This is a genomic window from uncultured Acetatifactor sp. (assembly GCF_948601915.1).
GTDB lineage: Bacteria > Bacillota > Clostridia > Lachnospirales > Lachnospiraceae > Acetatifactor.
This window is the reverse complement of the sequence record NZ_CAPDXS010000008.1, coordinates 1-20,310: the sequence shown is the minus strand read 5'-3', so window position 1 is coordinate 20,310 and position 20,310 is coordinate 1. Positions and strand designations below refer to the sequence as shown.

The 20,310-nt window shown below is 55.3% G+C and carries 23 protein-coding genes and 2 pseudogenes; 5 read left to right on the top strand and 20 right to left on the bottom strand.

What is annotated here, in order from left to right:
• Positions 1 to 120 precede the first annotated feature (120 nt).
• The 12 genes from Q2B33_RS02385 to Q2B33_RS02330 form a co-directional block, all read right to left on the bottom strand.
• Positions 121 to 312, bottom strand: coding sequence for a hypothetical protein (locus Q2B33_RS02385; RefSeq protein ID WP_300564311.1), 192 nt, complete (start codon positions 310 to 312; stop codon positions 121 to 123).
• Between the two features lie 45 nt (positions 313 to 357).
• On the bottom strand, positions 358 to 843 hold the full coding sequence (locus Q2B33_RS02380) for an AAA family ATPase (RefSeq protein ID WP_296462373.1): 486 nt from the start codon (positions 841 to 843) through the stop codon (positions 358 to 360).
• A 282-nt stretch (positions 844 to 1,125) separates the two neighbouring features.
• Complete coding sequence (locus Q2B33_RS02375; protein WP_300564314.1) at positions 1,126 to 2,154, bottom strand: lactonase family protein; 1,029 nt, start codon at positions 2,152 to 2,154, stop codon at positions 1,126 to 1,128.
• Positions 2,155 to 2,376: 222 nt separating this feature from the next.
• On the bottom strand, positions 2,377 to 3,363 hold the full coding sequence (locus Q2B33_RS02370; protein WP_300564316.1) for a C39 family peptidase: 987 nt from the start codon (positions 3,361 to 3,363) through the stop codon (positions 2,377 to 2,379).
• Between the two features lie 78 nt (positions 3,364 to 3,441).
• Complete coding sequence (locus Q2B33_RS02365) at positions 3,442 to 3,639, bottom strand: hypothetical protein (protein ID WP_300564318.1); 198 nt, start codon at positions 3,637 to 3,639, stop codon at positions 3,442 to 3,444.
• A gap of 114 nt (positions 3,640 to 3,753) precedes the next feature.
• Positions 3,754 to 4,932 (bottom strand): aldo/keto reductase, encoded by a 1,179-nt coding sequence (locus Q2B33_RS02360; protein ID WP_300564320.1) that lies wholly within the window; start codon positions 4,930 to 4,932, stop codon positions 3,754 to 3,756.
• 132 nt (positions 4,933 to 5,064) lie between these two features.
• Complete coding sequence (locus tag Q2B33_RS02355) at positions 5,065 to 5,970, bottom strand: AAA family ATPase (RefSeq protein WP_300564322.1); 906 nt, start codon at positions 5,968 to 5,970, stop codon at positions 5,065 to 5,067.
• A gap of 25 nt (positions 5,971 to 5,995) precedes the next feature.
• A complete protein-coding gene (locus Q2B33_RS02350) occupies positions 5,996 to 6,169 on the bottom strand; it encodes a hypothetical protein (RefSeq protein ID WP_300564323.1) in 174 nt (57 codons plus the stop codon).
• 11 nt (positions 6,170 to 6,180) lie between these two features.
• Positions 6,181 to 7,257, bottom strand: a complete 1,077-nt coding sequence (locus Q2B33_RS02345; protein ID WP_300564324.1) for a DUF4253 domain-containing protein — start codon at positions 7,255 to 7,257, stop codon at positions 6,181 to 6,183.
• Positions 7,248 to 7,562: a hypothetical protein gene (locus tag Q2B33_RS02340; RefSeq protein WP_300564326.1), complete on the bottom strand. Its 315-nt coding sequence runs from the start codon at positions 7,560 to 7,562 to the stop codon at positions 7,248 to 7,250. Before Q2B33_RS02340 ends, Q2B33_RS02345 begins: the two co-directional genes overlap by 10 nt.
• 308 nt (positions 7,563 to 7,870) lie before the next feature.
• Entirely contained in the window at positions 7,871 to 8,710 is an 840-nt protein-coding gene (locus Q2B33_RS02335; protein WP_300564328.1) for a hypothetical protein, read from the bottom strand.
• Between the two features lie 19 nt (positions 8,711 to 8,729).
• Positions 8,730 to 9,350, bottom strand: coding sequence for a hypothetical protein (locus tag Q2B33_RS02330; RefSeq protein ID WP_300815610.1), 621 nt, complete (start codon positions 9,348 to 9,350; stop codon positions 8,730 to 8,732).
• Between the two features lie 398 nt (positions 9,351 to 9,748).
• Between Q2B33_RS02330 and Q2B33_RS02325 the strand changes: the two genes are divergently transcribed.
• The gene (locus Q2B33_RS02325) at positions 9,749 to 10,177 is read left to right on the top strand and encodes a hypothetical protein (protein ID WP_300564332.1); all 429 of its coding nucleotides are present in this window, start codon (positions 9,749 to 9,751) and stop codon (positions 10,175 to 10,177) included.
• Positions 10,178 to 10,228: 51 nt separating this feature from the next.
• Here the strand turns inward: Q2B33_RS02325 and Q2B33_RS02320 are convergent, their stop codons facing one another.
• Positions 10,229 to 10,459 (bottom strand): hypothetical protein, encoded by a 231-nt coding sequence (locus Q2B33_RS02320; protein WP_300564334.1) that lies wholly within the window; start codon positions 10,457 to 10,459, stop codon positions 10,229 to 10,231.
• A gap of 20 nt (positions 10,460 to 10,479) precedes the next feature.
• Entirely contained in the window at positions 10,480 to 10,923 is a 444-nt protein-coding gene (locus Q2B33_RS02315) for a hypothetical protein (protein ID WP_300564336.1), read from the bottom strand.
• Between the two features lie 265 nt (positions 10,924 to 11,188).
• On the opposite strand from Q2B33_RS02315, the gene Q2B33_RS02310 reads away from it, so the two are divergent.
• Positions 11,189 to 11,932: an MBL fold metallo-hydrolase gene (locus Q2B33_RS02310; protein ID WP_300564338.1), complete on the top strand. Its 744-nt coding sequence runs from the start codon at positions 11,189 to 11,191 to the stop codon at positions 11,930 to 11,932.
• Positions 11,933 to 12,383: 451 nt separating this feature from the next.
• Here the strand turns inward: Q2B33_RS02310 and Q2B33_RS02305 are convergent, their stop codons facing one another.
• Positions 12,384 to 13,481, bottom strand: a complete 1,098-nt coding sequence (locus tag Q2B33_RS02305) for a helix-turn-helix domain-containing protein (protein ID WP_300564340.1) — start codon at positions 13,479 to 13,481, stop codon at positions 12,384 to 12,386.
• A 262-nt stretch (positions 13,482 to 13,743) separates the two neighbouring features.
• Between Q2B33_RS02305 and Q2B33_RS02300 the strand changes: the two genes are divergently transcribed.
• Positions 13,744 to 14,310: a Uma2 family endonuclease gene (locus Q2B33_RS02300; protein WP_296462398.1), complete on the top strand. Its 567-nt coding sequence runs from the start codon at positions 13,744 to 13,746 to the stop codon at positions 14,308 to 14,310.
• Positions 14,311 to 14,376: 66 nt separating this feature from the next.
• Positions 14,377 to 15,177, top strand: coding sequence for an SDR family NAD(P)-dependent oxidoreductase (locus Q2B33_RS02295; RefSeq protein WP_300564343.1), 801 nt, complete (start codon positions 14,377 to 14,379; stop codon positions 15,175 to 15,177).
• Between the two features lie 79 nt (positions 15,178 to 15,256).
• On the opposite strand, the gene Q2B33_RS02290 is transcribed toward Q2B33_RS02295, so the two are convergent.
• The 3 genes from Q2B33_RS02290 to Q2B33_RS02280 form a co-directional block, all read right to left on the bottom strand.
• On the bottom strand, positions 15,257 to 15,748 hold the full coding sequence (locus Q2B33_RS02290; RefSeq protein ID WP_300564345.1) for a Fur family transcriptional regulator: 492 nt from the start codon (positions 15,746 to 15,748) through the stop codon (positions 15,257 to 15,259).
• Between the two features lie 123 nt (positions 15,749 to 15,871).
• Positions 15,872 to 16,768 (bottom strand): putative manganese transporter, encoded by an 897-nt coding sequence (locus tag Q2B33_RS02285; RefSeq protein WP_300564347.1) that lies wholly within the window; start codon positions 16,766 to 16,768, stop codon positions 15,872 to 15,874.
• Between the two features lie 329 nt (positions 16,769 to 17,097).
• Complete coding sequence (locus Q2B33_RS02280) at positions 17,098 to 19,290, bottom strand: extracellular solute-binding protein (RefSeq protein WP_300564349.1); 2,193 nt, start codon at positions 19,288 to 19,290, stop codon at positions 17,098 to 17,100.
• Positions 19,291 to 19,510: 220 nt separating this feature from the next.
• Between Q2B33_RS02280 and Q2B33_RS24450 the strand changes: the two are divergent.
• Positions 19,511 to 19,748 (top strand): annotated as a pseudogene (locus Q2B33_RS24450) (GntR family transcriptional regulator); the annotation flags it as partial.
• Between the two features lie 45 nt (positions 19,749 to 19,793).
• On the opposite strand, the pseudogene Q2B33_RS24445 reads toward Q2B33_RS24450, so the two are convergent.
• Together Q2B33_RS24445 and Q2B33_RS02265 are read right to left on the bottom strand one after the other, a co-directional pair.
• Positions 19,794 to 19,862: pseudogene (locus Q2B33_RS24445) on the bottom strand (carbonic anhydrase); the annotation flags it as partial.
• A gap of 170 nt (positions 19,863 to 20,032) precedes the next feature.
• Positions 20,033 to 20,310, bottom strand: a 278-nt coding sequence (locus tag Q2B33_RS02265) for a hypothetical protein (protein ID WP_300913847.1), incomplete at its 5' end; no start/stop codon positions are given.

The window sequence follows — 20,310 nt, the reverse complement described above, 5'->3', positions numbered from 1 at the left end:
AGTTTTTTTCACGATTCCAGACCGATTCCAGACCGGCCGCGGCATAAAGAAACACCCCTAAGACCGTATCCGAAGGTCCTAAGGGTGCATCCGCACAGTTCTGTCCGATTCCGGGTGGAATCATTCTTTCATTTTATCAATATCCGTAAGGTTGACACCTGCCACTGTCAGAATCGCTTTTAAGGAAAGATATTCGTCCTTCAGCTTTGCGTATGTCCTTTCCGCGTTCTCTTCCCTGGCCAGGATCATATAGTCCTGAATCTTTTTAAAATCATCAATGGCTGCTTTCATAATTTCGAGACCATTTGGCATATGACCACCCGCTTTCCCTGAAAAGAATTTTCAATACCCGTCCCTTTATATGACTTCAATCCGCTCAAAATATTTCAGCATGATGCCCGCGCAGTTCTGGATGCCGAACTGGGAGGTGTCCAGGATCATGTGGTAATTGTTCACGTCTCCCCAGACCTTTCCGGCGTGCCTGTAGTAGTATTCGCTGCGGGCCTTGTCGTTCTCCTCCAGCATGGCCTTCGCCTCCTCGTAGGGCAGGGATTTCTGCTCCATGACCCGATGGATGCGGTCTTCCTTGTCGGCGCAGACATAGACATTGAACACATTCCCCTGGTCCCGGAGAATCTCCGAGGCGCAACGCCCTAAAATGATGCAGGGGTGGGAGGCCAGCTCCCTGATCAGCTCTGCCTCGTCCGCATAGCTGTGGCCTTCCAGCTCATGCTCTATGTACGCCTTGTCATACACCGGAATGTCCAGCTTTCCGGACAGCTCCGCCGCAATCTCGCTGGCACCGGTTCCAAACCTCCGACTCATGGTAATCACCAGATTCATACTCGTTCCTCCCCATCTGGCCGCTTCCTGCCTTGATATTGTCGCCCACTTGCTTCTATGATTCATGATTCATAATTCATAATTCATGATTCCCTGCGCCGCAGCGCATTATCATTATATCATATCCCCCCCTTTGTTACAAGGGTGTATGAGAACCAAGTTATGGCATTTGACTAAATCGGCATCACACTTCGGGGCGTTTTCCCCCGCGCGGCGCCTCTATCGCCGTGAAGGGAGCCGGGCCGCAGCCCGCATCGGGAAAGAACGCCCGCCCTCAGGATACTACTGCGGCGGCACGGGGCAGATGCAGGTAGGCCGGGACATGGGCGCGGATATGCCTGTCCGCTCCAGCTTCCCCGTCTCCGGATCCATGCGCAGGACCGTGATCTCATCGGAGCCCTGGTTGGCGACCGCCATATATTCCCCCATGAAGGCGAAATCCCTGGGCGTCCTTCCCCCTGTGGGGATTGTCTGGCACAGGCGCAGGCCCCCGTCCTCCCCCATGGAAAAGGCCGCTATGCTGTCATGGCCCCGGTTGCTGACAAAGAGCCTGTCTCTCCGAAGGCGGATGGCAGCCGCCGTGTTCTCTCCGGCAAACCCTTCCGGCAGGGCCGATACCCTCCCCTCCGGCAGGTACGCCCCGTCCTTTTCCCGAAACAGCGCCACGCTGCTGTCCAGCTCGCAGGCCACATAGAGCAGCCCGGGGATGTGGGGGTGGAACGCCAGATGCCTGGGGCCCGCCCCGGACGGAAGCCTCAGGGCCTCTCCCGTTTCCAAAAGCCGCCCCGTCTCCCCCTCCAGGCCGTAGACGGACACCAGATCCGTGCCCAGATCCACTACATAGGCCCGCTCCCCGGCCACACAGGAGAAATGGACATGGGGCCCCTCCTGCCTTACAGGGTTCCTGCCTCTGCCGCTGTGCCGGATGAAGTCCGTCTCCCGGACAGGGATTCCCTCCCCGTCCAGCCCGAACACCGCCAGGGAGCCGCTGGTATAATTGGCCGCCAGCAGATACCGCTCCCCCTCGTCCAGGCAGATATGGCAGGGGTCCGCCCCTCCCGTGGACAGGCTGGCCAGAGGCTCCAGCCCCTGCTCTCCCACGCCGAATGCCAGAATCCGCCCCTGAGGCGACAGCTCCTCCACCGAATACAGGACTGTCTTCCTCCAGTTCAGGCAGATCCACGACGGATTCTCCGCCCCGGAGCAGCCGCAAATCTTCTCCATCTGCCCGGTTTCCGTATCCAGCGAAAATCTGGCAATCGTCTCCTCTTCCTTTGTTCCGTAGGAACCTGCCCAAAATTCATATCTCATCCGAAACGCCTCCCCATTGTTTTCCTCTGAATCCAGAGCTCCAGGTCCCCCGATCCGGGCTTCCCTTTCCGATATAGACACCCTCATTATACGTGAGAAAAAAAGGGAAGTAAAGCACAAATCCGGCGAAACCGCGCCTGCCATCGGGGACAATGCCTGGGGATTTCTTAGGATTTTGCCGGGGATTTCCCCGCAGGATAGAAACGAAGACACCTGGCGGCCTCACCACTGGGCGGCGGACAATGCCCAGAGGTTCCGGATCTGGCTCCGCAGGGCGTCGAATTCCCACTGCTTTTCGCTGTTGCTCCTGCGGTTCGGATCGTTGACGTAGAAGCCGTTCCCGTCATAGCCCCGGATCAGGATGAAATGGCCCTCCGTGGTAAAGTCCCCGGGGCCCATGCTGCAGATGATTATTTTCCTGTCATCAAGCGTCTGTTTCATCCTGTTTTCGTCCAGGGGCAGCTCCTCCCCCACAAGCCCAAGCTTCCCTGCGCCCTCTGTCCAGAAGCTCCATTTCGTCCCCGCGTCCTCCTCATAATATCCGTTGTCGTCCGCGAAGGCCGCCATCTCCCGGGGCGTCATGGCGGTATCCCCGGTGAAATGCAGATAGGCCATGGTCATGCACACCGGCCCGCAGCCCGCAAGGCCTATCATGTTGCCGCCGTAGGCATTGTAGCCCCAGCGCTTGTCCCACTGCATCAGAAGGGGGACGCTGCCGCCCTGTATCTCCTGCGCCAGGTCTATGGGCTGGCTTTTGTAGGCTTCCCGCTGGGGATAGCTTTCCACATAGTCCGCCGCCTCCTCATTGAGCTCCAAAAGCTCCGCCAGCTTTTCTCCGTACCTGTCCCCGTAGAGGGCGCCCGTATCCTCCTCCGGGAGTATCGGGCTTCCGGTCTCCTCCTCCCTCCTGCTTCCCAGCGCCTCGCCCAGGGAAGCCGCCAGGGTGATCCCGCCCTTGACCATCGCCAATATGCCGAACACCAGGAACAGGCATACCGAAAACCTCAAAAATATCAGGGCCTGCCGCCTCCTCTTTCGCCTTCTGCGCATCTCCCTCTGGGCCGCTGCGCTGCGCATGGCCGTGCGGCTCCTGTTCTGCGGCCTGGGGCCTTGCTGCCTGGCTCTCCCGGCGGCCCCCCCGCCGGCCCCGTCTCTTCTGACTCTCCCGGCGGCCCCGTCTCTTTCCATCGTCCTGTAATATCCCATCATGAAAACCTCCTGCTGTCTCGATTATAAAATAGCAGGAGGCCCGGGTTTTTTACTTTTCTATTGTGTAAATGTTAAGATTTAATAAAGCTTTGGGCGCGGCTCCCCCGAAAGCTGATCCACGCTCACCCTCTCCTCGTCTCCAAAGACCAGGAACCCCGTCCCATTGTAATACTCATAGCCCACGATTTCCTGCGGGCCTCCCTTTCCCTCCCGCTTCGGCAGATCCACCTTCGCGCCGATCGGATACCGCTGCACCATCTCCAGGAATGATATCATCGCCCTTTCCCCTTTCCCGCTGCAAGGCCGCTGTGGGGGCCGAAGGTACTGCGCTCCGGTCCGGCCTTTTGCCTTTGGCAGGAGTGTTGCCGGTTTCAGGGGATTTATACAGCCTCAATAGGCCCTGAACAGCTCCACCGCCTTCCGGCCTATCCGGTAGACGGGCCCTTCCAGCTGCTTCCTGGCATTCTTCAGCTCCCGGCGGATCTCGATGTGCTGGGGGCAGTGCCCCTCGCATTTCCCGCATTCGATGCAATTGGAGGCCGCCGAGGAGTCCTTCCGCAGAGCGGTGCACATGAAATACTCCATGAACGCCCCCCGCTTCCCCTCGGAATAGCATCTGTTGTAAGCCGCGAAGGTGCCCGGGATGTCCACGCCCCTGGGGCAGGGCATGCAGTAGCCGCAGCCCGTGCAGCCCACCTTCATCTTCGCGTCTATGGCCCGCACCACGCTCCGCAGCATGTCCTCCTCCGCCTGGCCCATCTCGCCCACATGGCTCTCCGAGGCCGTCCGCAGATTGTCCGCCACCATTTCTTCCGAATTCATGCCGGACAGCACGCAGGTCACCTCCGGCTGGTTCCAGAGCCACCGAAACGCCCATTGGGCTGGTGTATGCTTCACGGGATACCGTTCAAAAATCTCCTCCGCCTCTCCGGGCAGGCGGTTCACCAGCTTGCCGCCCCGCAGAGGCTCCATGATTATCACCGGCAGGCCCTTCTGGTTGGCGTATTTCAGGCCTTTCCGGCCCGCCTGGCTGTTCTCGTCCATGTAATTGTACTGGATCTGGCAGAAGTCCCAGTCGTAGGCATCCACCAGCTGGCAGAACATGTCGGAATTCCCGTGGTAGGAGAAGCCGATCTGGCGGATGGCGCCGCTTTTTTTCTTCTCCTCCAGCCATTCCAGGATGCCCAGGGCCTTCAGGCGCTCCCAGGTCTTCACGTCCGTCAGCATGTGCATCAGGTAGTAGTCCACATAATCCGTGCGCAGGCGGCTCAGCTGCTCCCTGAAATATTTCTCACAGCTGTCCGCGGACTTGATGAGGTAATGGGGCAGCTTGGTGGCGATGGATACCTGGCCGCGGATGTGGTTGCGCTCCAAAATCTCCCCCAGGGTCGCCTCGCTGCCGGGGTATACATAGGCGGTGTCGAAATAGTTCACGCCGCCCCGGTAGGCCGCCATGATCTCCTTCTCCGCCTTCTCCATGTGGATCCTGCCTGCCGTCCTGGAAAACCGCATGCAGCCGTAGCCCAAGGCGGAAATCCGGTTTCCGTATCTGTCTGTTCTGTAATTCATGGATATCCTCCCATTCTGTTTTGTTTCGGCCAATCCTGTGCCCTGTTCTCTGTTTCGGCCAATCCCGCGCTTTCCTGACAACAGGCGTCAGGGTTCTCCGATCCTATGCCATAGCCAATAGCCGCTGGAAATTCATTCCGGCTCCTCTGCAAGTAGGCTCTCCGGCTCGGCCTTGATCCGCCTCCACGTGGCCAGCTCCTCCGGTGTCAGCTCCCCCTCCAATACCACCGGGAATCTGCCGGGCGCGTTTATCTTGAACCACAAGGTGCCGTCTATCCCGCAGTCGCCGCATGTCCTGGGGCCAAGCAGGCCGAAATGTCCCATCCGGGGCGGATAGTCCCAGCCGCTGTCATAGGCATCCCCGGCCGTGAGGAACTCCTTCCTGCCGCAGACCTCACAATAGTGCCAGAATGGTCTGACGGACATGCTTTCCACCAGTTCCTTTCTTCTGCGCCGAACCTCGTCCTCCTCCCGGATGCCTTCCGCCTCCCGGGCAAGCTCCTCTTTTGCCCTCTCCAGGATTTCAGGCCTGGGCGCATCCATCCGCAGCGTTACGGCTCCGTCCACGGCCTCATATATCCTGTCGAAGCCTTCCGCGGGATTGGGGAACTCCAGCTCCGCCGCTTCACGTCCGTACCCCTCATAGCTGCCCTTAAGCCCCCTGCTTTCCAGATTCGCCTTCCAACGGGAATCGCCGGGGCGCATGACATATACCTCGATCCGGACCTCCGCCGCCTGTCTGATCCTTTCGATGTACGTGATGCGCCGTTTCGCTTTGTAGAAGGTCTGCTCCACGACCACGTCCCGGCCCACCGACATTCTTTCCACGATATCCTCCAGCAGCATGTCCTGGGCCCTCATAAGGCAGCGGAACCGGGCTCCGAAGGGAATCGAATCGCCGAATCCGGCTTCCTGGTATGCGCGCTGCTGGTAATCGTATATATTCAGAATATCGACATCTCTTCCGGAATAATTCATATTGATGAAATAAGTTTTGCCGGAGGCTGTGGCTCCGATCACGAATGTCACTGTCTGCACAGGCTTTGTCCCTCCTTATACGGGTTCAATCCATGATGTCCTGCCTGGGTTCCCCGGACAGGACGATTACCATCCTTTTTACCCGGGTTGTGTCCCAATCCTTATATCTGGGGTTATGCACTTCTTCGGAATCGGCCTCCATTCCGATTCCGTATACGCGCATACAGTCGTACCTTATTTCCTGAAATGTAATTGCCATCTGGACTCCCTCTAGTCCCACCACAACGTGAACGTGCGTTCTCTCATCATATAGGACACCAGCTCCTCCGGCCTGCAGTCTACAATCTCCGCATGGAGCCCGGCGGCCTGTGCTATGATTTCCCCGGCCTGTTCTGCCGACAGGCTGGGGCACCGGAATGTCAGGGTATCGTGGGAGATCCTTGTGAGCTCCGCGCCGTAGCTTTCCTGCCATTGCTTTGCTTTTTCCTTCATGGTCTGGCAGTCAGGGCATGCGTTGAAGTCGCCCCAGTACCATTCAAGGAAATCGAATGCCTGATAGGTATGCTCTATTTCAAACCGCACGGGGATGGTCTTGGCTTCGTTCCTTCTGCCGTTATCCGGGGAATGGTCATAGAAATACCCGGACAGGCCTTTTCTTACGTTCTCCAGTATCCACAGGAACATATACGGCGCGTCGATGAGGCATTCGATCTCTTTATGCTTGTCTGTATCCGCAGGGACATTTCTTTTGAACATCAACTCCGGGTCAACGTCATGGCTCCATTTTCCTGTGGCCTCGTCGAAAATATGGACCATGATTTTTTCATGCGCTCTCGTGGAATCATCGGCAGTTTTTCGATGCTCCTCTTCCAACTGTACGGCTGCTTTGACGTAGGCGTCCCTTGCCTGATGCCAGGCCTGATATATGCCGATCCATTCATCGCTGTCGTGAAAGCCATCGCAACCTCTCATAATGAAATAATGTTCATGGCAGGACTCCTGTTCCGCTGTATAGGCCCACATGTAGTTGTTCCAGTATGCTAAGATTTCTTCCTCCGGCAAAGCGCCTGGTTCATCATAGAGAAAGGCGGTCAGCTCCTGTTCCGCCCTGTCCACCTCCCGCATAAGCGCCCTGTTCTTCGGGTCGGCTTTTATGATGTCGAACATGCGCTTTATGGTGTGGGTATAGCCGTTCTGGCCGTATGCCTCTCTGCCCTGCTGCCGGATACTCTGCTTTGTCTGACGTGTTGCATTATGTTTGACGATATGCTCTACTTCCTCGCCTATCCATGCCATCTGTTCATTGAATGTCCTTGGGAAGCAGGTTTCTTTGTCTTTTATCTCCATGTATCCTCCAATTTATCCACAATCGCTGCTGCCCTGCTTATATCTGCGGAGCAGGTGCGGATTTGTTCTTTGACTGCCGCAATCACTTCCCCATATCCATCATAGACCTGCTCTGTCAGGAACACCTTCTGCATGAGAAGTGCATACACATCAGGAAATTTCATGGAAATCTCCAGCATGGCTGTCATAAACACTCCTCGCCGGGCAATTCCTCTGTTTATGTTTCTGCACAGATCCTCCAATTCCTCTTTTTTCGGCAAGACATTTTTATCATCCCATATGCCCAAGGAATCCCATGTCTGCATTTTCAGCCTGTGAGAATCGCACAGAGGCCGCATTATCCGAGATAAAAACTTATCCGATGTAAATTGATTTAATCCGATAAATACAGCATTTCAAAACGATTATCTCGGATAATTAAACCCGTTATCAACTTGTGGATGATTTGCACCTATCCGAGATAATTGGACAATCACGCCTTAATCTCGGATAATCATTGAGATGGCAGCTACTCTTGTGAGAAATAATTATCCGAGGTAATTTCTTTGAAAGCCTTTCCTATCAGCGGTTTTGAAAGTTTTCTCGGTTAATTGAAAATCTCGGATAATGCGCCCTATCCGAGTTCTTGGATAGGGCGCACTTCATAGATACCTTCAGCGCTCTTTTCCACATAATCCCAGAGAAATGAAAAGTTGATATATCTATTAAAGCGCTTCTCCCTCTCCTTCGAATCTTCTCCGAAATATTTGGCTTTGCCGTCACAGTCATGGAGCAAATTGAAGAGCGACAAATCCGCGTAATCCCGTATCTCCTTTGCCATGCCGCGTCTTCTGTTATAACCGCCCGGGATGAGCACCAGATTTCCCATCGAATGTGTAAGATTCACGAAACGGGAGAGCTCCTCATTCTTCACAAGCTGTTCGATAAATCCTTTTCCATACAGACAGTACAACTGTATGCAGAAGCGTATGCTCGCATTCCCGCCGGGCATTATGTGTTGTTTATATTCCGAATCATTTTCTACTATATTATGAATATATCGATTCAACGTCGTCTGTACAGAATTAAATGTATCCCCGCCCAACACGATTGGTTCCACTGCCCGATAAAGGGAACTGTCCCCCTCTTTCCAGCCCCAAAGCTGCTGATACAGATCTATAGCCAATTTGCATCTGCCGCCCCAGCCATCGCAGTCTGGAAGATCATACTTCCGGTAACTGTCCACGCAAAAATTCGCCGCCTCATGGTAGCAGCCCTCCGCCCATCTCTCGTCAAGTCCGCTCTTTTCCGCCTCCTTCAATATATGGTCACCCAGGGCTGTGGACTTATATACAAGATACCTTTCAAATAACGGCAAGGCCTTGTAATCTTCGTAGTCACATTCCAGTTCAAAGTTATAGGTGGATGGGCTTGCACAGTCCTGCATCAGTTTTTTAATATTTCGGTATGCCATAATCCGTCTCTCCTTCCTTTCACACATATTCTCTTTCGCCGAGAATCTCCGTCTTCACCCTCATTATGGCCTGTTCCGCGCTCATTTCTCCGAGAAGCACACAGAAGATGTGGGCACTCAGCATTTCGAGCACATCCGGACAGGCGCCAGTGACATAGTCTTCGGTCTCCAATGGCGCCACTTCATAAAAATCGTAAGGAATCATGGTAGTCATGACAATATCGAAATCCTCCGTCATGTAGAACCGCGAAGTATAAAGATAATTGAGGCTATAAAGAGCGCCGCCTTCCCCGTCATCCATGCTAACCCAGAGTCTTGCGTTAATAAAATTCAGCAGTTTAAGCAGGTCATCACGGTTCTTGCTTTCCCTGCACCACTGCTGTCCGTTTCTATTATAATAGACACGGCATTCCATGAGATCCTGGTAAAACCAGATACATGCCTCCAGCACCTTGTCAGGGCAACAGTCGCAGCCTTCATATAGCATAGTGTATCGGCTTACACCATCATCAGTATCTTCCTGATGCTTTATGAAGTGCTCTTTCAGATATTTCTTCATCTTAGATTTCGCCTGTAAGCTTGTCATAAAAAATCCTCCCACGCGGTCTTCCCCGCTCTTCAAAGCTTCATCATTCCTCATTACTCATTCGTTCTTCATCGCCCCGGTCTCCCCGGCTCCCATTCAAGCGCTGTCTTAAAGACTTAAAGAAAAATTCCTTGAATGCTGCCCCTTTTCCATCTGTTCTGCAGCCACTATGCGCCCAGACCTAAACCTCACTTTCTTTTCTTCTTCCATCTTTTTTCTCCTTTCGTAAAAAACAAGTCCTGAATCCGTGAGACTAACCATCCACCATACCGGCATAGAGCTTATCTATTAATACTTTAACCAGTATCTATATCATACTTTAACATATGCCAAGCAGAAATACAAGCCCCAAAAAACAAATACTTCCCCCCTCATCATACCCTTGACTTCGGGCCGCGGACAGTTTATATTACTCTTATCGGGATGCTGAAAAGAACAAAAGGGGACAGACAATGAATGAATATATTACAAGCGCACATTTCGTACGCTCAAAAGAAAGCGTCAGCGAGCACAAAGAACTGATTGAGGACTGCAGGGTCAAATTCAATGAGCGTAGCCAAAGCAGCTCCAACTATAAGGTTATACACAATATTACGTATCCGAACGATTATGTCATGGAAATACGCTGGGGTTCCGCAAATCCCATCGATGTCCTGCAGGCCGGACGCACTTTGAGGCTGTTCGCAGATGAATTGCTGAAATCCGAGATAATGCAGAAAAAGGTCATCAGCGGCAAATTTCTGTCTTATCACACGATCAATGCCAGCCCCAATGACGCTTCTCTGTCAGATATTGAAATGATCGAGAGACTTGCCAATCTCCTGAGGACCAATCCTTCCAGTGAGCGGATCAAAGAAATCAGAGAAATTTTACTGCGATAGAATTAGGGAAAGCGAGAGCCAAAACCGCATGCGCGAAATCATTGAAAAGGCTTACCTTTCCCACTCCTTCCGCCTCCCGATTTTCTCCGCGTCCCTTCGCGTCCACCGGATTACATAGTCGTTGATGTCCCAGGTCTCGTATATCTTTTTATACAATTTGCGCTTGCCGGTGGAAAATGTGTCATTTGGGGCGCGGCGGACTTTCCTGTTGGCAATCCTCTTTCCATCTGATTGATAGCCCCCGTCCTTATAAATCGGTGTCTTTTTGAAGCTCCTGCTCATATCCGCCCCCCTGCCTCTGTTTAATCCAGCAGATGCCCCTCTCTATAACAGCATTCCAGATAATTCGGATTCTGATAATAGACATCTGTCTGGAAATCGGATATCTCATCGCTGATGAAGGACGAAAAAATCTTCATGAGCTCGGCCACCTCTCCGCCGGGCTCCGCGCAGTCTTCAATCATTATGCTGTACAGCTTCCCGATATCCTGAAAACTGGGGACTACATATTTGCATTCTGTAATCGTATCGAAGTCTCCGTTGGAGATTCCATACTGTTCTATCACCTCATCGCTTACCTGCTCAAAGGAAAGGCAATGATTTACCTCCGCATCATAAAGAAGCTTCTCCACACCGCTTTTCCCCAATATTCCAGCGATGATCCCCCGCCTGTTCTTCGTCTCCCGCGCGATATACTCAATCAATGAACACACATAAAAATAATCATTTCTTTCTTTTTCGGTCATACAGGATTTCACTCCTTTCATAAGTCAGGCAGTTCAGCGCCGATAATTTATATCTTGTTTTCCGTATCTCAGGAAATTCAACCCTCTGTTTGCTGGCATGATAAAGAACCACGGCAAAACCATCCTTTCCAAGCAATCCATTCATTTTTTGACTTGCTGCCGCGTGAACGGCCTGTTACAATATTACTACAAAATCATCGGAGGCACAATATGGCTGCATCGGAAAGTTGCGCCCATGGCCTGCCCGGACAGGAGGAAATCACATATGAAACTCACCTTTTTAGGAACCAGCCACGGCGTCCCGGCGGCGGACCGGTATTGCCAGAGCATCCTTGCCCAGACGGAGAACGGCGGCTACATCATCGACGCGGGAGCCCCGGTGTTCGACTGTCTGCTGCGGCAGAACGTGGACATCAACAAAATCAGGGCGGTGTTCATCACCCACATGCACGGCGACCATGTGGACTGTCTCTTCGGGCTGATTGGCATCGCCTGCTGGTACTATACGGATATGCGCTTTGACGTGTTCCTGCCGGAGCAGAAGGGCATCGACGCGGCGACTGCCTTTCTGGAGGCCACCCTGGGGGATCCTGCCCTTTTCCCCAATGATCGTGTACGCCTGCGGCTCATGAAGGAGGGGGAGGTGTATCAGGACGGGGAGATGAAAGTGACCGCCTTCCCCACCGGGCATCTGCGGGCCCAGGGCCGCCCCGCATACGGGTATCTCCTGGAAAGCGGCGGCAAGAGGGTGTACATCTCCGGGGACCTGAACGGAGAGACGATAGATTATCCGGCATTCCTGGAGGAGGAGCCAGTGGACGCTTTCGTGGTGGAGTGCGCCCATTTCCCGGCGGAGCGGCTGGCAGAACGTCTGCTAAGCTGCAAGGCGGAGAAGGTGCTGCCGGTGCATGTATGGCCCCTTGATAAGTATGATATCCTGAAGCAGGCGGAAAGCACGCTGCCTTTCCCCATGGCGTATCCGGCAGACGGCGACAGCTATGTAATATAATTTCAGCATGATACCGATGCTGAAAAAACTGTCCTTAAGAACCGGCTTTTTCAGCGCCTGGCAAGCCATCCGGCGCTGCCGGAATACATGCGCCACGCCCATGGGCCGCACTACGCCACGAGCCTCTCTTGTCCATGCTCCGCCAAACCCTTGAGACACTTAAAGCCATGCCCCGCAGCCCTTGGGCCCCTCATAGCCATGCCCCGCCAAACCTCGGGGGCCCTTAAAGCCATGCCACTCTAAACTCCTTGGGTCCCTCATAGCCATGTCCCACCAAACCCTTGGGTCACTTAAAACCATGCCATGCCAAAACCCTGGGGTCCCCCATAGCCATGCCACTCTAAACTCCTTGGGATCCTCATAGCCATGCCCGCAGCTACCGGAATGCCTGCACAAAGCGGATAGTGTCCGTTTCGTGCAGGCCATTCCAGTCTGCGCAGCTCGGCGCTTCCTAGCGGTTATTAGAGAAGTGGGCCCCACTACCTCCCTGGCCCCACGGAACCTCCCCGCAGCTTTCCAACAGCTCCTGCCAGCGTGCCTCCCCTTTCATGTACCCGAAGTTCTCCTCCTCCCGCAGCGCCTTTATCAGGGTCTCCCGCATCTGCCCACAGAACTCCTCCGACAGCTCCTTGAACTCCATATGCCCATAAAGCCGAGACCGGCTGTAGCTGGTTATGTCTTCTATGCATGACAGGAGCTTTCCCGCAATCCGCATGGTGGCCTCCGGATCCTTCTCCGCCATGGCCAGGTCCATCTCCATGGTGGCCTCCTGGTACTGGCCTATCTCCATCAGCCGGGCCAGGCCTGTCTGCTTCTCCACAATGAAGCGGGCCGTCTCCATGTCCTTCTCCTGCTTTGCCAACTGGCTGATGCTCTGCAGAGCCGTCTGCAGCTTATGGTATCCTGAGAACACAAGCTCCTCGTACAGCTTATAAGCCTCCCGGACCCGCCCCGTCCTGCTGTAGATATCGCCCTGCCGCCTCTTCCGCTCCGGATCCTCCTCGGAATAGTACGCGAGATAGCCTTCCGCCCTGTCGTATTCTTCCCGCCAGAAATAGAATCCGAACAGCCCTGCCGCGCCATGGAGCCTGATGCCCTCGTCCCCGCTCTCCAGGGCCCGGGCATAGCAGGAGCTGATATAGGCGTCATACTGCTCTGCCGCCTCCTCCGGGATTTCTCCCACCCTGCGGGGCACGTCCAGCAGCAGCGCCATCTGCCAGATCAGGCTGTCGCAGTTTGGATACTGCTCCAGCACGGATTTCGCCCAGTTGAAGACATCATCATAGTCCTCCTTCCGCAACTTCTCGCCCGCCTCCTGCACGAACCGGCGGATCTCCTCCTCCGTAAGCGCCTCCCTGAAGCACAGCAATGTGTCCGTGGTAATGCCAAGCATCCTGGCGATGGGGGCCAGCAGGGCGATGTCCGGGGCCGACGCGCCGCTCTCCCATTTGTTCACTGCGGGAGCCGTGACGCCCAGGCGCCTGGCCATCTCCTCCTGGGTCATGTCCTTCTCTTTCCTGTATTTCCGTATGACCTGTCCTATCTCCATATGACAATCTCCTTTACATGATTCGGATTCGCATGGGCCTCTGCTGTCTTTTATCCTATCAGACGGACAGCGGGACTGCAACTGAACAGATGTTAAATATTGCTCACAGAAATTAACCGCGGCTCAATATACTGGTCCTGTCTTACTTCCGGCCTGCCAAGAGGAAAATCCAGCGCAATCGTCATTGCCATCACATTTCGTATATGCTATACTACCACTAAGCGTTGGGCCATTCCCTGGCATCCGGAAAGGAAGGAACACTATGTCGCCAGCATTACAATTACAGTCGGAATGCATTACTCTGGAACAATATGAGGCTCTGCCGGAGGACAGGCGGGTAGAAGTCTTTGACGGTGTCGTCTATGATATGGCCAGCCCCTCACAGATTCATCAGGCGCTGTCCATGGAGCTGTCGAATATCCTCTACAACTACATCAAAAGCAAAAAGGGCCCCTGCCAGGTATTCGCCGCCCCCTTCGATGTAAAGCTGTCCGACAAGCCTCTTACCATTGTGCAGCCTGACATCATGGTCATCTGCGACAAGGATAAACTGGACGGAAAGCGCTGCAATGGCGCGCCTGATTTCATCATCGAAATCGTCTCCCCCGGCAATCCGTCAGACGATTATATCCGGAAGGCATTCTACTACAAAAGTTACGGCGTCCGTGAATACTGGATCGTGGATCCAAAACGCCGGATGGTAACTCTCAACTATTTCGAGGAAGACCTTATCAATGTGGCGTACAGCTTCGATTCCACGATCAAGGTAGGCATCTATGACGATCTGCTGATCGGCTTCTCCGCGATTGCGGATCTGTTGGACATTTAGCCCCGGGAAAAGGCAGTGGTTTTTGCGCGAATTCAATCTATTTTTCATCTAAAGGAGGTAACAATCATGGGTTTTCTGACTGGTAAGACGGCAATCATCACAGGCGCGGGCCGGGCGGTATTGAGCGACGGGCGCTGCGGCTCCATCGGCTACGGCATCGCCACCGCATACGCCAAGGAAGGCGCGAACCTGGTCATCACAGGCCGCAATGTGAAGAAGCTGGAGGACGCAAAGGAGGAGCTGGAGCGGCTGTATGGCATCCAGGTTCTGACTGTGCAGGCGGACGTGAACGCGGGCGCGGACAATGAGGCCGTGGTGGGGGAAGTGGTGAAGCAGACCATGGAGAAGTTCGGCAGGATCGACGTGCTGATCAACAATGCCCAGGCTTCCGCTTCCGGCGTGCCGCTGGCGGAGCACACCACGGACCAGTTCAATCTGGCCCTCTATTCCGGGCTCTACGCGGCGTTCTATTACATGAAGGCATGCTATCCCCACCTGGCCGAGACCAAGGGCAGCGTCATCAATTTCGCCTCCGGCGCGGGGCTCTTCGGCAATTTCGGGCAGTGCGCCTACGCTGCGGCAAAGGAGGGCATCCGGGGCCTGACCCGTGTGGCGGCCACAGAGTGGGCCAAGGACAGCATCAATGTGAACATCATCTGCCCTCTGGCCTGGACGGCCCAGCTCGAGAACTTCGAGAAGGCTTATCCGGATGCCTTCAAGGCGAATGTGAAGATGCCTCCCGCGGGACATTACGGCGATTCCGAGCTGGAGATCGGCCGGGTCTGCGTCCAGCTTGCCTCCCCGGACTTCAAGTACCTCACGGGCGAGACCCTTACCCTGGAGGGCGGCATGGGGCTTCGTCCGTAAGCCTCTCGGTTTTCAGGATCCGGCGGAGGATACGCCCTCTTTCCGGTATCTGCGGAATGGTCCCACCGGCAGCAGGTTTCTATTCCACCTGCTGCCTTTCATTTTCCAGACAGTCCCTGCAGTATCCGTACAGTTCCAGCTTATGGCCCGTCACCGCGAAGCCCTCCATCCCTTCCTCCAGATGGATATGGCTGAACGGACAGTGCCGCAGGGGAATCCGGGTATGGCAGTTCAGGCAGACCGCGTAGTGGGTATGGCCTCCGCGGTTCAGGCTGTATACTACAGACCCGTCTTCCATCCAGGCGCTCTTCTCCACCAGTCCCATCTCCTCGAAGGCCGCCAGGATGCGGTAGACCGTGGAAACGGCATATCCGGCTCCCCCTCCGCTGTCCTCACCGACCGTTATCCGCTGATAAATCTGTATGGCGCTGAGGGGCTCCGCCGTCTCCCAGAGCACTCTGTATACACTTTTCCTCTGCCTCGTCCATTTCAGTCCCTGGGGATAGGAAATTTCTTTTCCGCAGTCCCCGTAGGGCAGATCCTGGGCGGGCATCTTCAGTTTCCTGTTCATGGCTGTCTTCTCCTGTCCTTCCGCAATGCATGGGCCATTGCCGGAGCCTTCGTCTGTCCCTGTCCTTTGCGGGCTATAAGCAACCCAGCACCCGGGCCACTGCCCCCAGAGAGCGAACCGGTCTCATGCGATTCCCATCCACTCCACGGCAATCCCCGCCGCCACGCCGATCGCGTAGAGCAGCCCCAGTATCTTTAGGTTCTCCCGCCTGTCGCGGTTCACCCGGAAAAGCACCAGCACCCCTACCCCGGAGCCAGCCAGCAGCCCTGCCATGGCGGCCCCCAGCCCCATGGAGCCCGACAGGTACAGCTGGGTGATCGCCACGGAACCGGCGCAGTTGGGTATCAGGCCCACAAGCCCCGCCAGCACAGGCCCCGCGAAAGGCCTGTTCAGGATCAATGTCCCCAGGGCGTCCTCCCCCAGGAAGTGCAGGATCAGATTCAGCCCCAGGTTCACCGCCAGGATGAAGAACGCGATCTTCGCCGTATGGGACAGGGCGGAGCGCAGGATGCCTTTCTCGCAGTGGCAGCGCTCCTGCTCGCAGATGTCATGGATGCCGTCGGGCTTTTGTCTTCCCTCCCTGTTGCGGCCAAGCAGGTCAATGACAAGCCCCGCCGCCATGCCCACCAGGGCCTTGTCTGCCAGGATCTTCAGAATCATGCCCATAGGGGCCCGCTGGGAAATCAGGATGGGCAGCATCTCGTCCGATGTGGACAGGTACACCGCCATCAGCGTGCCCAGCGTGATGACCCGCCCGGCATACAGGTTCGATGCCGCCGCGGAGAAGCCGCACTGGGGCAGGGCCCCCAGCAGCCCGCCCACAATGGGCGCGGCCAGGCCCGCGGCGAAATGCCTCCGCGGGGAATGGCCCGTATCCTCCATGGCTCCCGGCCGCCGGATCAGCTTCCTGGCATGTTCTCCCGTCCTGTGCTCCAGGTACTCCATCGCGAGATAGGTCAGGAATAAAAAGGGAATCAGCTTCACGCTGTCCATGAGCGCGTCCTCTATTAAATGCAGCATTGCAAACATCCTTTCTGTTCAAAGACAGCCATTCGGCAAAGTCAGTCTTTTCCGAATACTGCATGATTCGTCCGGGCTTTGCCTTCACACCACAAAGTCCCAGATGCAAATGCGACTCATTTGCATCTGGGACTATAACACATTTTTCCCTCTTCTGTCAATACCTGTTCCTCAAATCTCACGGCGGGCGATGCATATGCGCTTGCTGTCTCGTGATTTTCGTGCAAAATGCGCGCGAAAGCGCTTCGCTGAGACATCTACAATCTGTAAACAATGACCACATGCGCGCTGCCCGGCAGGCCCGGAAAAGTCCATTGCCGAGGACGGCATCACTCCGCCAGATACATCTTCAGCCCGTCCTCTATCCTCTGGACAGTGGCTTCATTGGTCTGCGCGCCCTCCAGATATGCCCCCAGCGCCTCGATCAATACCTCCCGTATCTTCGCGTCCTCCACCGCCGGCCGATCCAGGGATTTGCATATGGCAAGCAGAGCCTCCGCCGTCTCGTCGGAATACTGCCTGATGGCGAATTCCACCTCGCCGCCCTCCGCCTCTATGGATGTGAAGGCCTCCGATTCCGAGCGGTCCTCATGGGCCTGCTTCTCCAGAGAGGCCAGATTCACCGGGAAGCCCAGATAATGGTCTGTATCCTGCACGCTCTCGGACAGGGCCAGGCGCAGGAAATCCATCGCAGTGTCCTGATACCGGCTCTTGGCGCATATCCCTGTCTGCAGGAGCGGCAGGAAGCTGTTCTCATAGGCGGCAAAGCTTCCCTGGATATAATCCACGATTGCTACAGGGAACATGCAGTTCTTGAATCCGGTCGCTTCGCTGAACGCAAGCTTTGCCCCAGAAGCCAGATCCCACATGCTGTAGGCCCGCTCCCCCTTTCCTCTGGATTCCGCAATGCCGCAGTTCTCCGCAATCTTTTTCAGGCACTCCAGCTTGCCGCCCAGCGCTTCCCTGTCCAGCTGCTTTCCTTTGACGATATCCCCGCAGAAATAAGGATAGAACTTATCCACCAGCTCGCCGACTGTCTGAGGGCCCAGGTAATTCTCCTCCGTCCCGGACAGGAAATCCGCCAAAGCCTCCAGGGATGCCATGTTTTCCGCTTCCAAGTCCCTCCCCAAGGCCATGTTGAAGCCGAACTGCAGGGGCACGATATAGCGCTTGCCGTCTTCCTGAATATAATTCCCCGTAATTCCGGACAGCAGCTCTCCCCGCTCCTCCATGGGGCCTACAGCCTCCCCGATGTCTGCCAGCAGTCCTTTTTTCATGAAAGAATCCATGTCCAGCCCATCCAGCACCAGGATATCCGGCGCATCCTCCCCCATCAGCAGGGTATTGAGCTCCTGGTAGACCGCATTGTAATCAGCCTCCCCGCTGTCGTAGGCGGAATAGGCGTACTGTATCGTGATCGCCACCTCGGGGTGCTCCCTGTGGTACATGACGGCGGCCTGCTGCAGGAGAGGGCTCTCATAGACAGTGTACAGGTGCAGCTCCTCCTCTATCTCGACCACCGCCTCCGGATCATAAGCATAGCGGTTCAGCCTCGCGCCGCCTCCCGATTCCTGAAACAGCGCGTAGATGCTGCCGTCTTCCTGAACGGCCAGTCCCGCGCACCAGCAATCGGACATGGCGAAATCCGTCTCCGGGCCATCCAGCAGCTTCTCCCAGGCATCCGCTTCTGCCCGGCGGCGGAAAATGCCGTCCGTGCCTGCCACGATTAGGCTGCCCTCCTCTGTGGCACAGATATTCGCTCCATACGCGCTGTCTGTGGGAAAGTCGATTTTGGTCACGCTGCCGCCTGGACTGCCCTGGCGCTTTTCTATCTGCATGCCGGGATTCTCTGTGGCGCACAGATAGATATTCTCTCCGTCGGATACCACCGTATCATTATATTGCGCAGATACTTCTTCGCTTTCCAGCACATTTCCGTCCTCCCCTGACAGCAGGTCCATGGAAGTGTAGGTGAGGGCGAACAGGGAACCGTCCTCCAGCGCCGCGATTCCCCGGAGGCTCTCGTACATGCACCATTCCTCGTTCGGTACCGTCCATTTCTCCGGCGTGATGTCCTTTGCCTGACCGGCGTCGCTCTTCCATAGGCAGCTCCTATAGGAAGTCTCTTCTGGCAGGGCATAGTTGGCGGCCAGATACTGCGTGCCGTCTCCGCTCTGAGTCAATGTGACGCCCACGACTTCCTCACAGGGCAGCTCCACCGAGGCCAGCCACCCCTGTGTCACATCGGTAAAAACCTCTCCCTGTCCGGCCCATTCGCTGAAGACGGTTTTTCCGTTTTCCTGCCTGGACGCCAGCAGATGCACCTCGCCTCCTGCGGAAAACATCTGCCTTAGATTCCATGGAACCAGCTCCTCCGGCAGCTCCTCCCTTGTCTCCACCCATCTGCCTTTACGCTGTTGTTCTGCCCCATTATCTTTCGTTTCCTTTTTTCCGCATCCGCCCAGCGCGCCTACCAATACCGCCAGGCTTAAAGACACCGCAATGCTCCTTACATGTCTCATATCCCATACCTCTTTCCGGCAGCCTTTTCCGCACTGCTGCCTGACAGTATTATAATTCCTTTCGCCGCCGGGATTTCCTAACTATCTCCTAAGAAGAAATTGATAATATGTTAAGCCGGGATAAAAAACGAATTTTTATATTGGCAGCAAAACCAAAATTATATGCTGTATTTATCGAACCAGTGCGTATATAACACAAAGCACAATCGAGGGGGAATGCATGGAAATCATAATAAGCAACAGCAGCGATAAGCCCATCTGCGAACAGATTTGTGTGCAGGTCAAGAGCCTGATCATGAACGGAACCTTATCTGCCGGCGAGGCGCTGCCGTCCATGAGGGCCCTGGCGAAAGACCTGCACATCAGCGTTATCACCGTCCAGCGGGCCTACGAGAATCTGGCCCCAGGACGGCTTCATAGAGACCATATCCGGCAAGGGCAGCTTTGTGGCGGCCCAGATGGTCCGCTGCGTACTCCACGATGCCCAGATGGTTGTCGTCCATGACATTTCCGGCTACCCGGGTGTTGAACAGCTCGCCGATGCCCGCGGAGAAGATGCTCTCCAGAATCACACGGGAGTCCGAGCGCGCGACTACAATAATGTAGTAGTTCCGGCCGCTCTCACAGGTATCTTTCCGGATTGCGGGGGAGATGTCCGGCCTGGCGGCAGTCCCGGGGCGGCACACCGCTTTCGGGACAGGGTTTTGCCGGCATTGGTTACAGCCGGATGGCGGCGGGTGTCCTATGGGGCAGACAGACTCTGCCTGACCTCTTCTACGGAGGCATGGAACGGCGGATAGTCCGGTACATCGTTGTACCCGCGATACCCATTCCAATATCTCAACCAGTAAATATCTGTGCACCAGTCTTCACCATCTACTGCCGGGAATTCCAGAGAATCGTACACCTCGAAACGAGCGTCTATCTCCTGGTTTACCTGACTGCTTCTTCTTTCTATCTCTGCCCTCTCTTCCGCAGTCACATCATCTCCTCCGCCGGGATAGACAAAGAAGCTTACAT

Excerpts from the sequence above, each read along its gene's own strand:
- Q2B33_RS02365 (WP_300564318.1), bottom strand. The coding sequence starts at position 3,639 with ATGATATCATTCCTGGAGATGGTGCAGCGGTATCCGATCGGCGCGAAG.
- Q2B33_RS02290 (WP_300564345.1), bottom strand. The coding sequence starts at position 15,748 with ATGAACAGGAAACTGAAGATGCCCGCCCAGGATCTGCCCTACGGGGAC.
- Q2B33_RS02335 (WP_300564328.1), bottom strand. The coding sequence starts at position 8,710 with ATGGCATACCGAAATATTAAAAAACTGATGCAGGACTGTGCAAGCCCA.
- Q2B33_RS02295 (WP_300564343.1), top strand. The coding sequence starts at position 14,377 with ATGGGTTTTCTGACTGGTAAGACGGCAATCATCACAGGCGCGGGCCGG.
- Q2B33_RS02380 (WP_296462373.1), bottom strand. The coding sequence starts at position 843 with ATGAATCTGGTGATTACCATGAGTCGGAGGTTTGGAACCGGTGCCAGC.
- Q2B33_RS02375 (WP_300564314.1), bottom strand. The coding sequence starts at position 2,154 with ATGAGATATGAATTTTGGGCAGGTTCCTACGGAACAAAGGAAGAGGAG.
- Q2B33_RS02300 (WP_296462398.1), top strand. The coding sequence starts at position 13,744 with ATGTCGCCAGCATTACAATTACAGTCGGAATGCATTACTCTGGAACAA.
- Q2B33_RS02310 (WP_300564338.1), top strand. The coding sequence starts at position 11,189 with ATGAAACTCACCTTTTTAGGAACCAGCCACGGCGTCCCGGCGGCGGAC.
- Q2B33_RS02360 (WP_300564320.1), bottom strand. The coding sequence starts at position 4,932 with ATGAATTACAGAACAGACAGATACGGAAACCGGATTTCCGCCTTGGGC.
- Q2B33_RS02345 (WP_300564324.1), bottom strand. The coding sequence starts at position 7,257 with ATGGAGATAAAAGACAAAGAAACCTGCTTCCCAAGGACATTCAATGAA.
- Q2B33_RS02340 (WP_300564326.1), bottom strand. The coding sequence starts at position 7,562 with ATGCAGACATGGGATTCCTTGGGCATATGGGATGATAAAAATGTCTTG.
- Q2B33_RS02325 (WP_300564332.1), top strand. The coding sequence starts at position 9,749 with ATGAATGAATATATTACAAGCGCACATTTCGTACGCTCAAAAGAAAGC.
- Q2B33_RS02285 (WP_300564347.1), bottom strand. The coding sequence starts at position 16,768 with ATGCTGCATTTAATAGAGGACGCGCTCATGGACAGCGTGAAGCTGATT.
- Q2B33_RS02280 (WP_300564349.1), bottom strand. The coding sequence starts at position 19,290 with ATGAGACATGTAAGGAGCATTGCGGTGTCTTTAAGCCTGGCGGTATTG.
- Q2B33_RS02370 (WP_300564316.1), bottom strand. The coding sequence starts at position 3,363 with ATGATGGGATATTACAGGACGATGGAAAGAGACGGGGCCGCCGGGAGA.
- Q2B33_RS02385 (WP_300564311.1), bottom strand. The coding sequence starts at position 312 with ATGCCAAATGGTCTCGAAATTATGAAAGCAGCCATTGATGATTTTAAA.
- Q2B33_RS02305 (WP_300564340.1), bottom strand. The coding sequence starts at position 13,481 with ATGGAGATAGGACAGGTCATACGGAAATACAGGAAAGAGAAGGACATG.
- Q2B33_RS02320 (WP_300564334.1), bottom strand. The coding sequence starts at position 10,459 with ATGAGCAGGAGCTTCAAAAAGACACCGATTTATAAGGACGGGGGCTAT.
- Q2B33_RS02330 (WP_300815610.1), bottom strand. The coding sequence starts at position 9,350 with ATGAGGAATGATGAAGCTTTGAAGAGCGGGGAAGACCGCGTGGGAGGA.
- Q2B33_RS02315 (WP_300564336.1), bottom strand. The coding sequence starts at position 10,923 with ATGACCGAAAAAGAAAGAAATGATTATTTTTATGTGTGTTCATTGATT.
- Q2B33_RS02350 (WP_300564323.1), bottom strand. The coding sequence starts at position 6,169 with ATGGCAATTACATTTCAGGAAATAAGGTACGACTGTATGCGCGTATAC.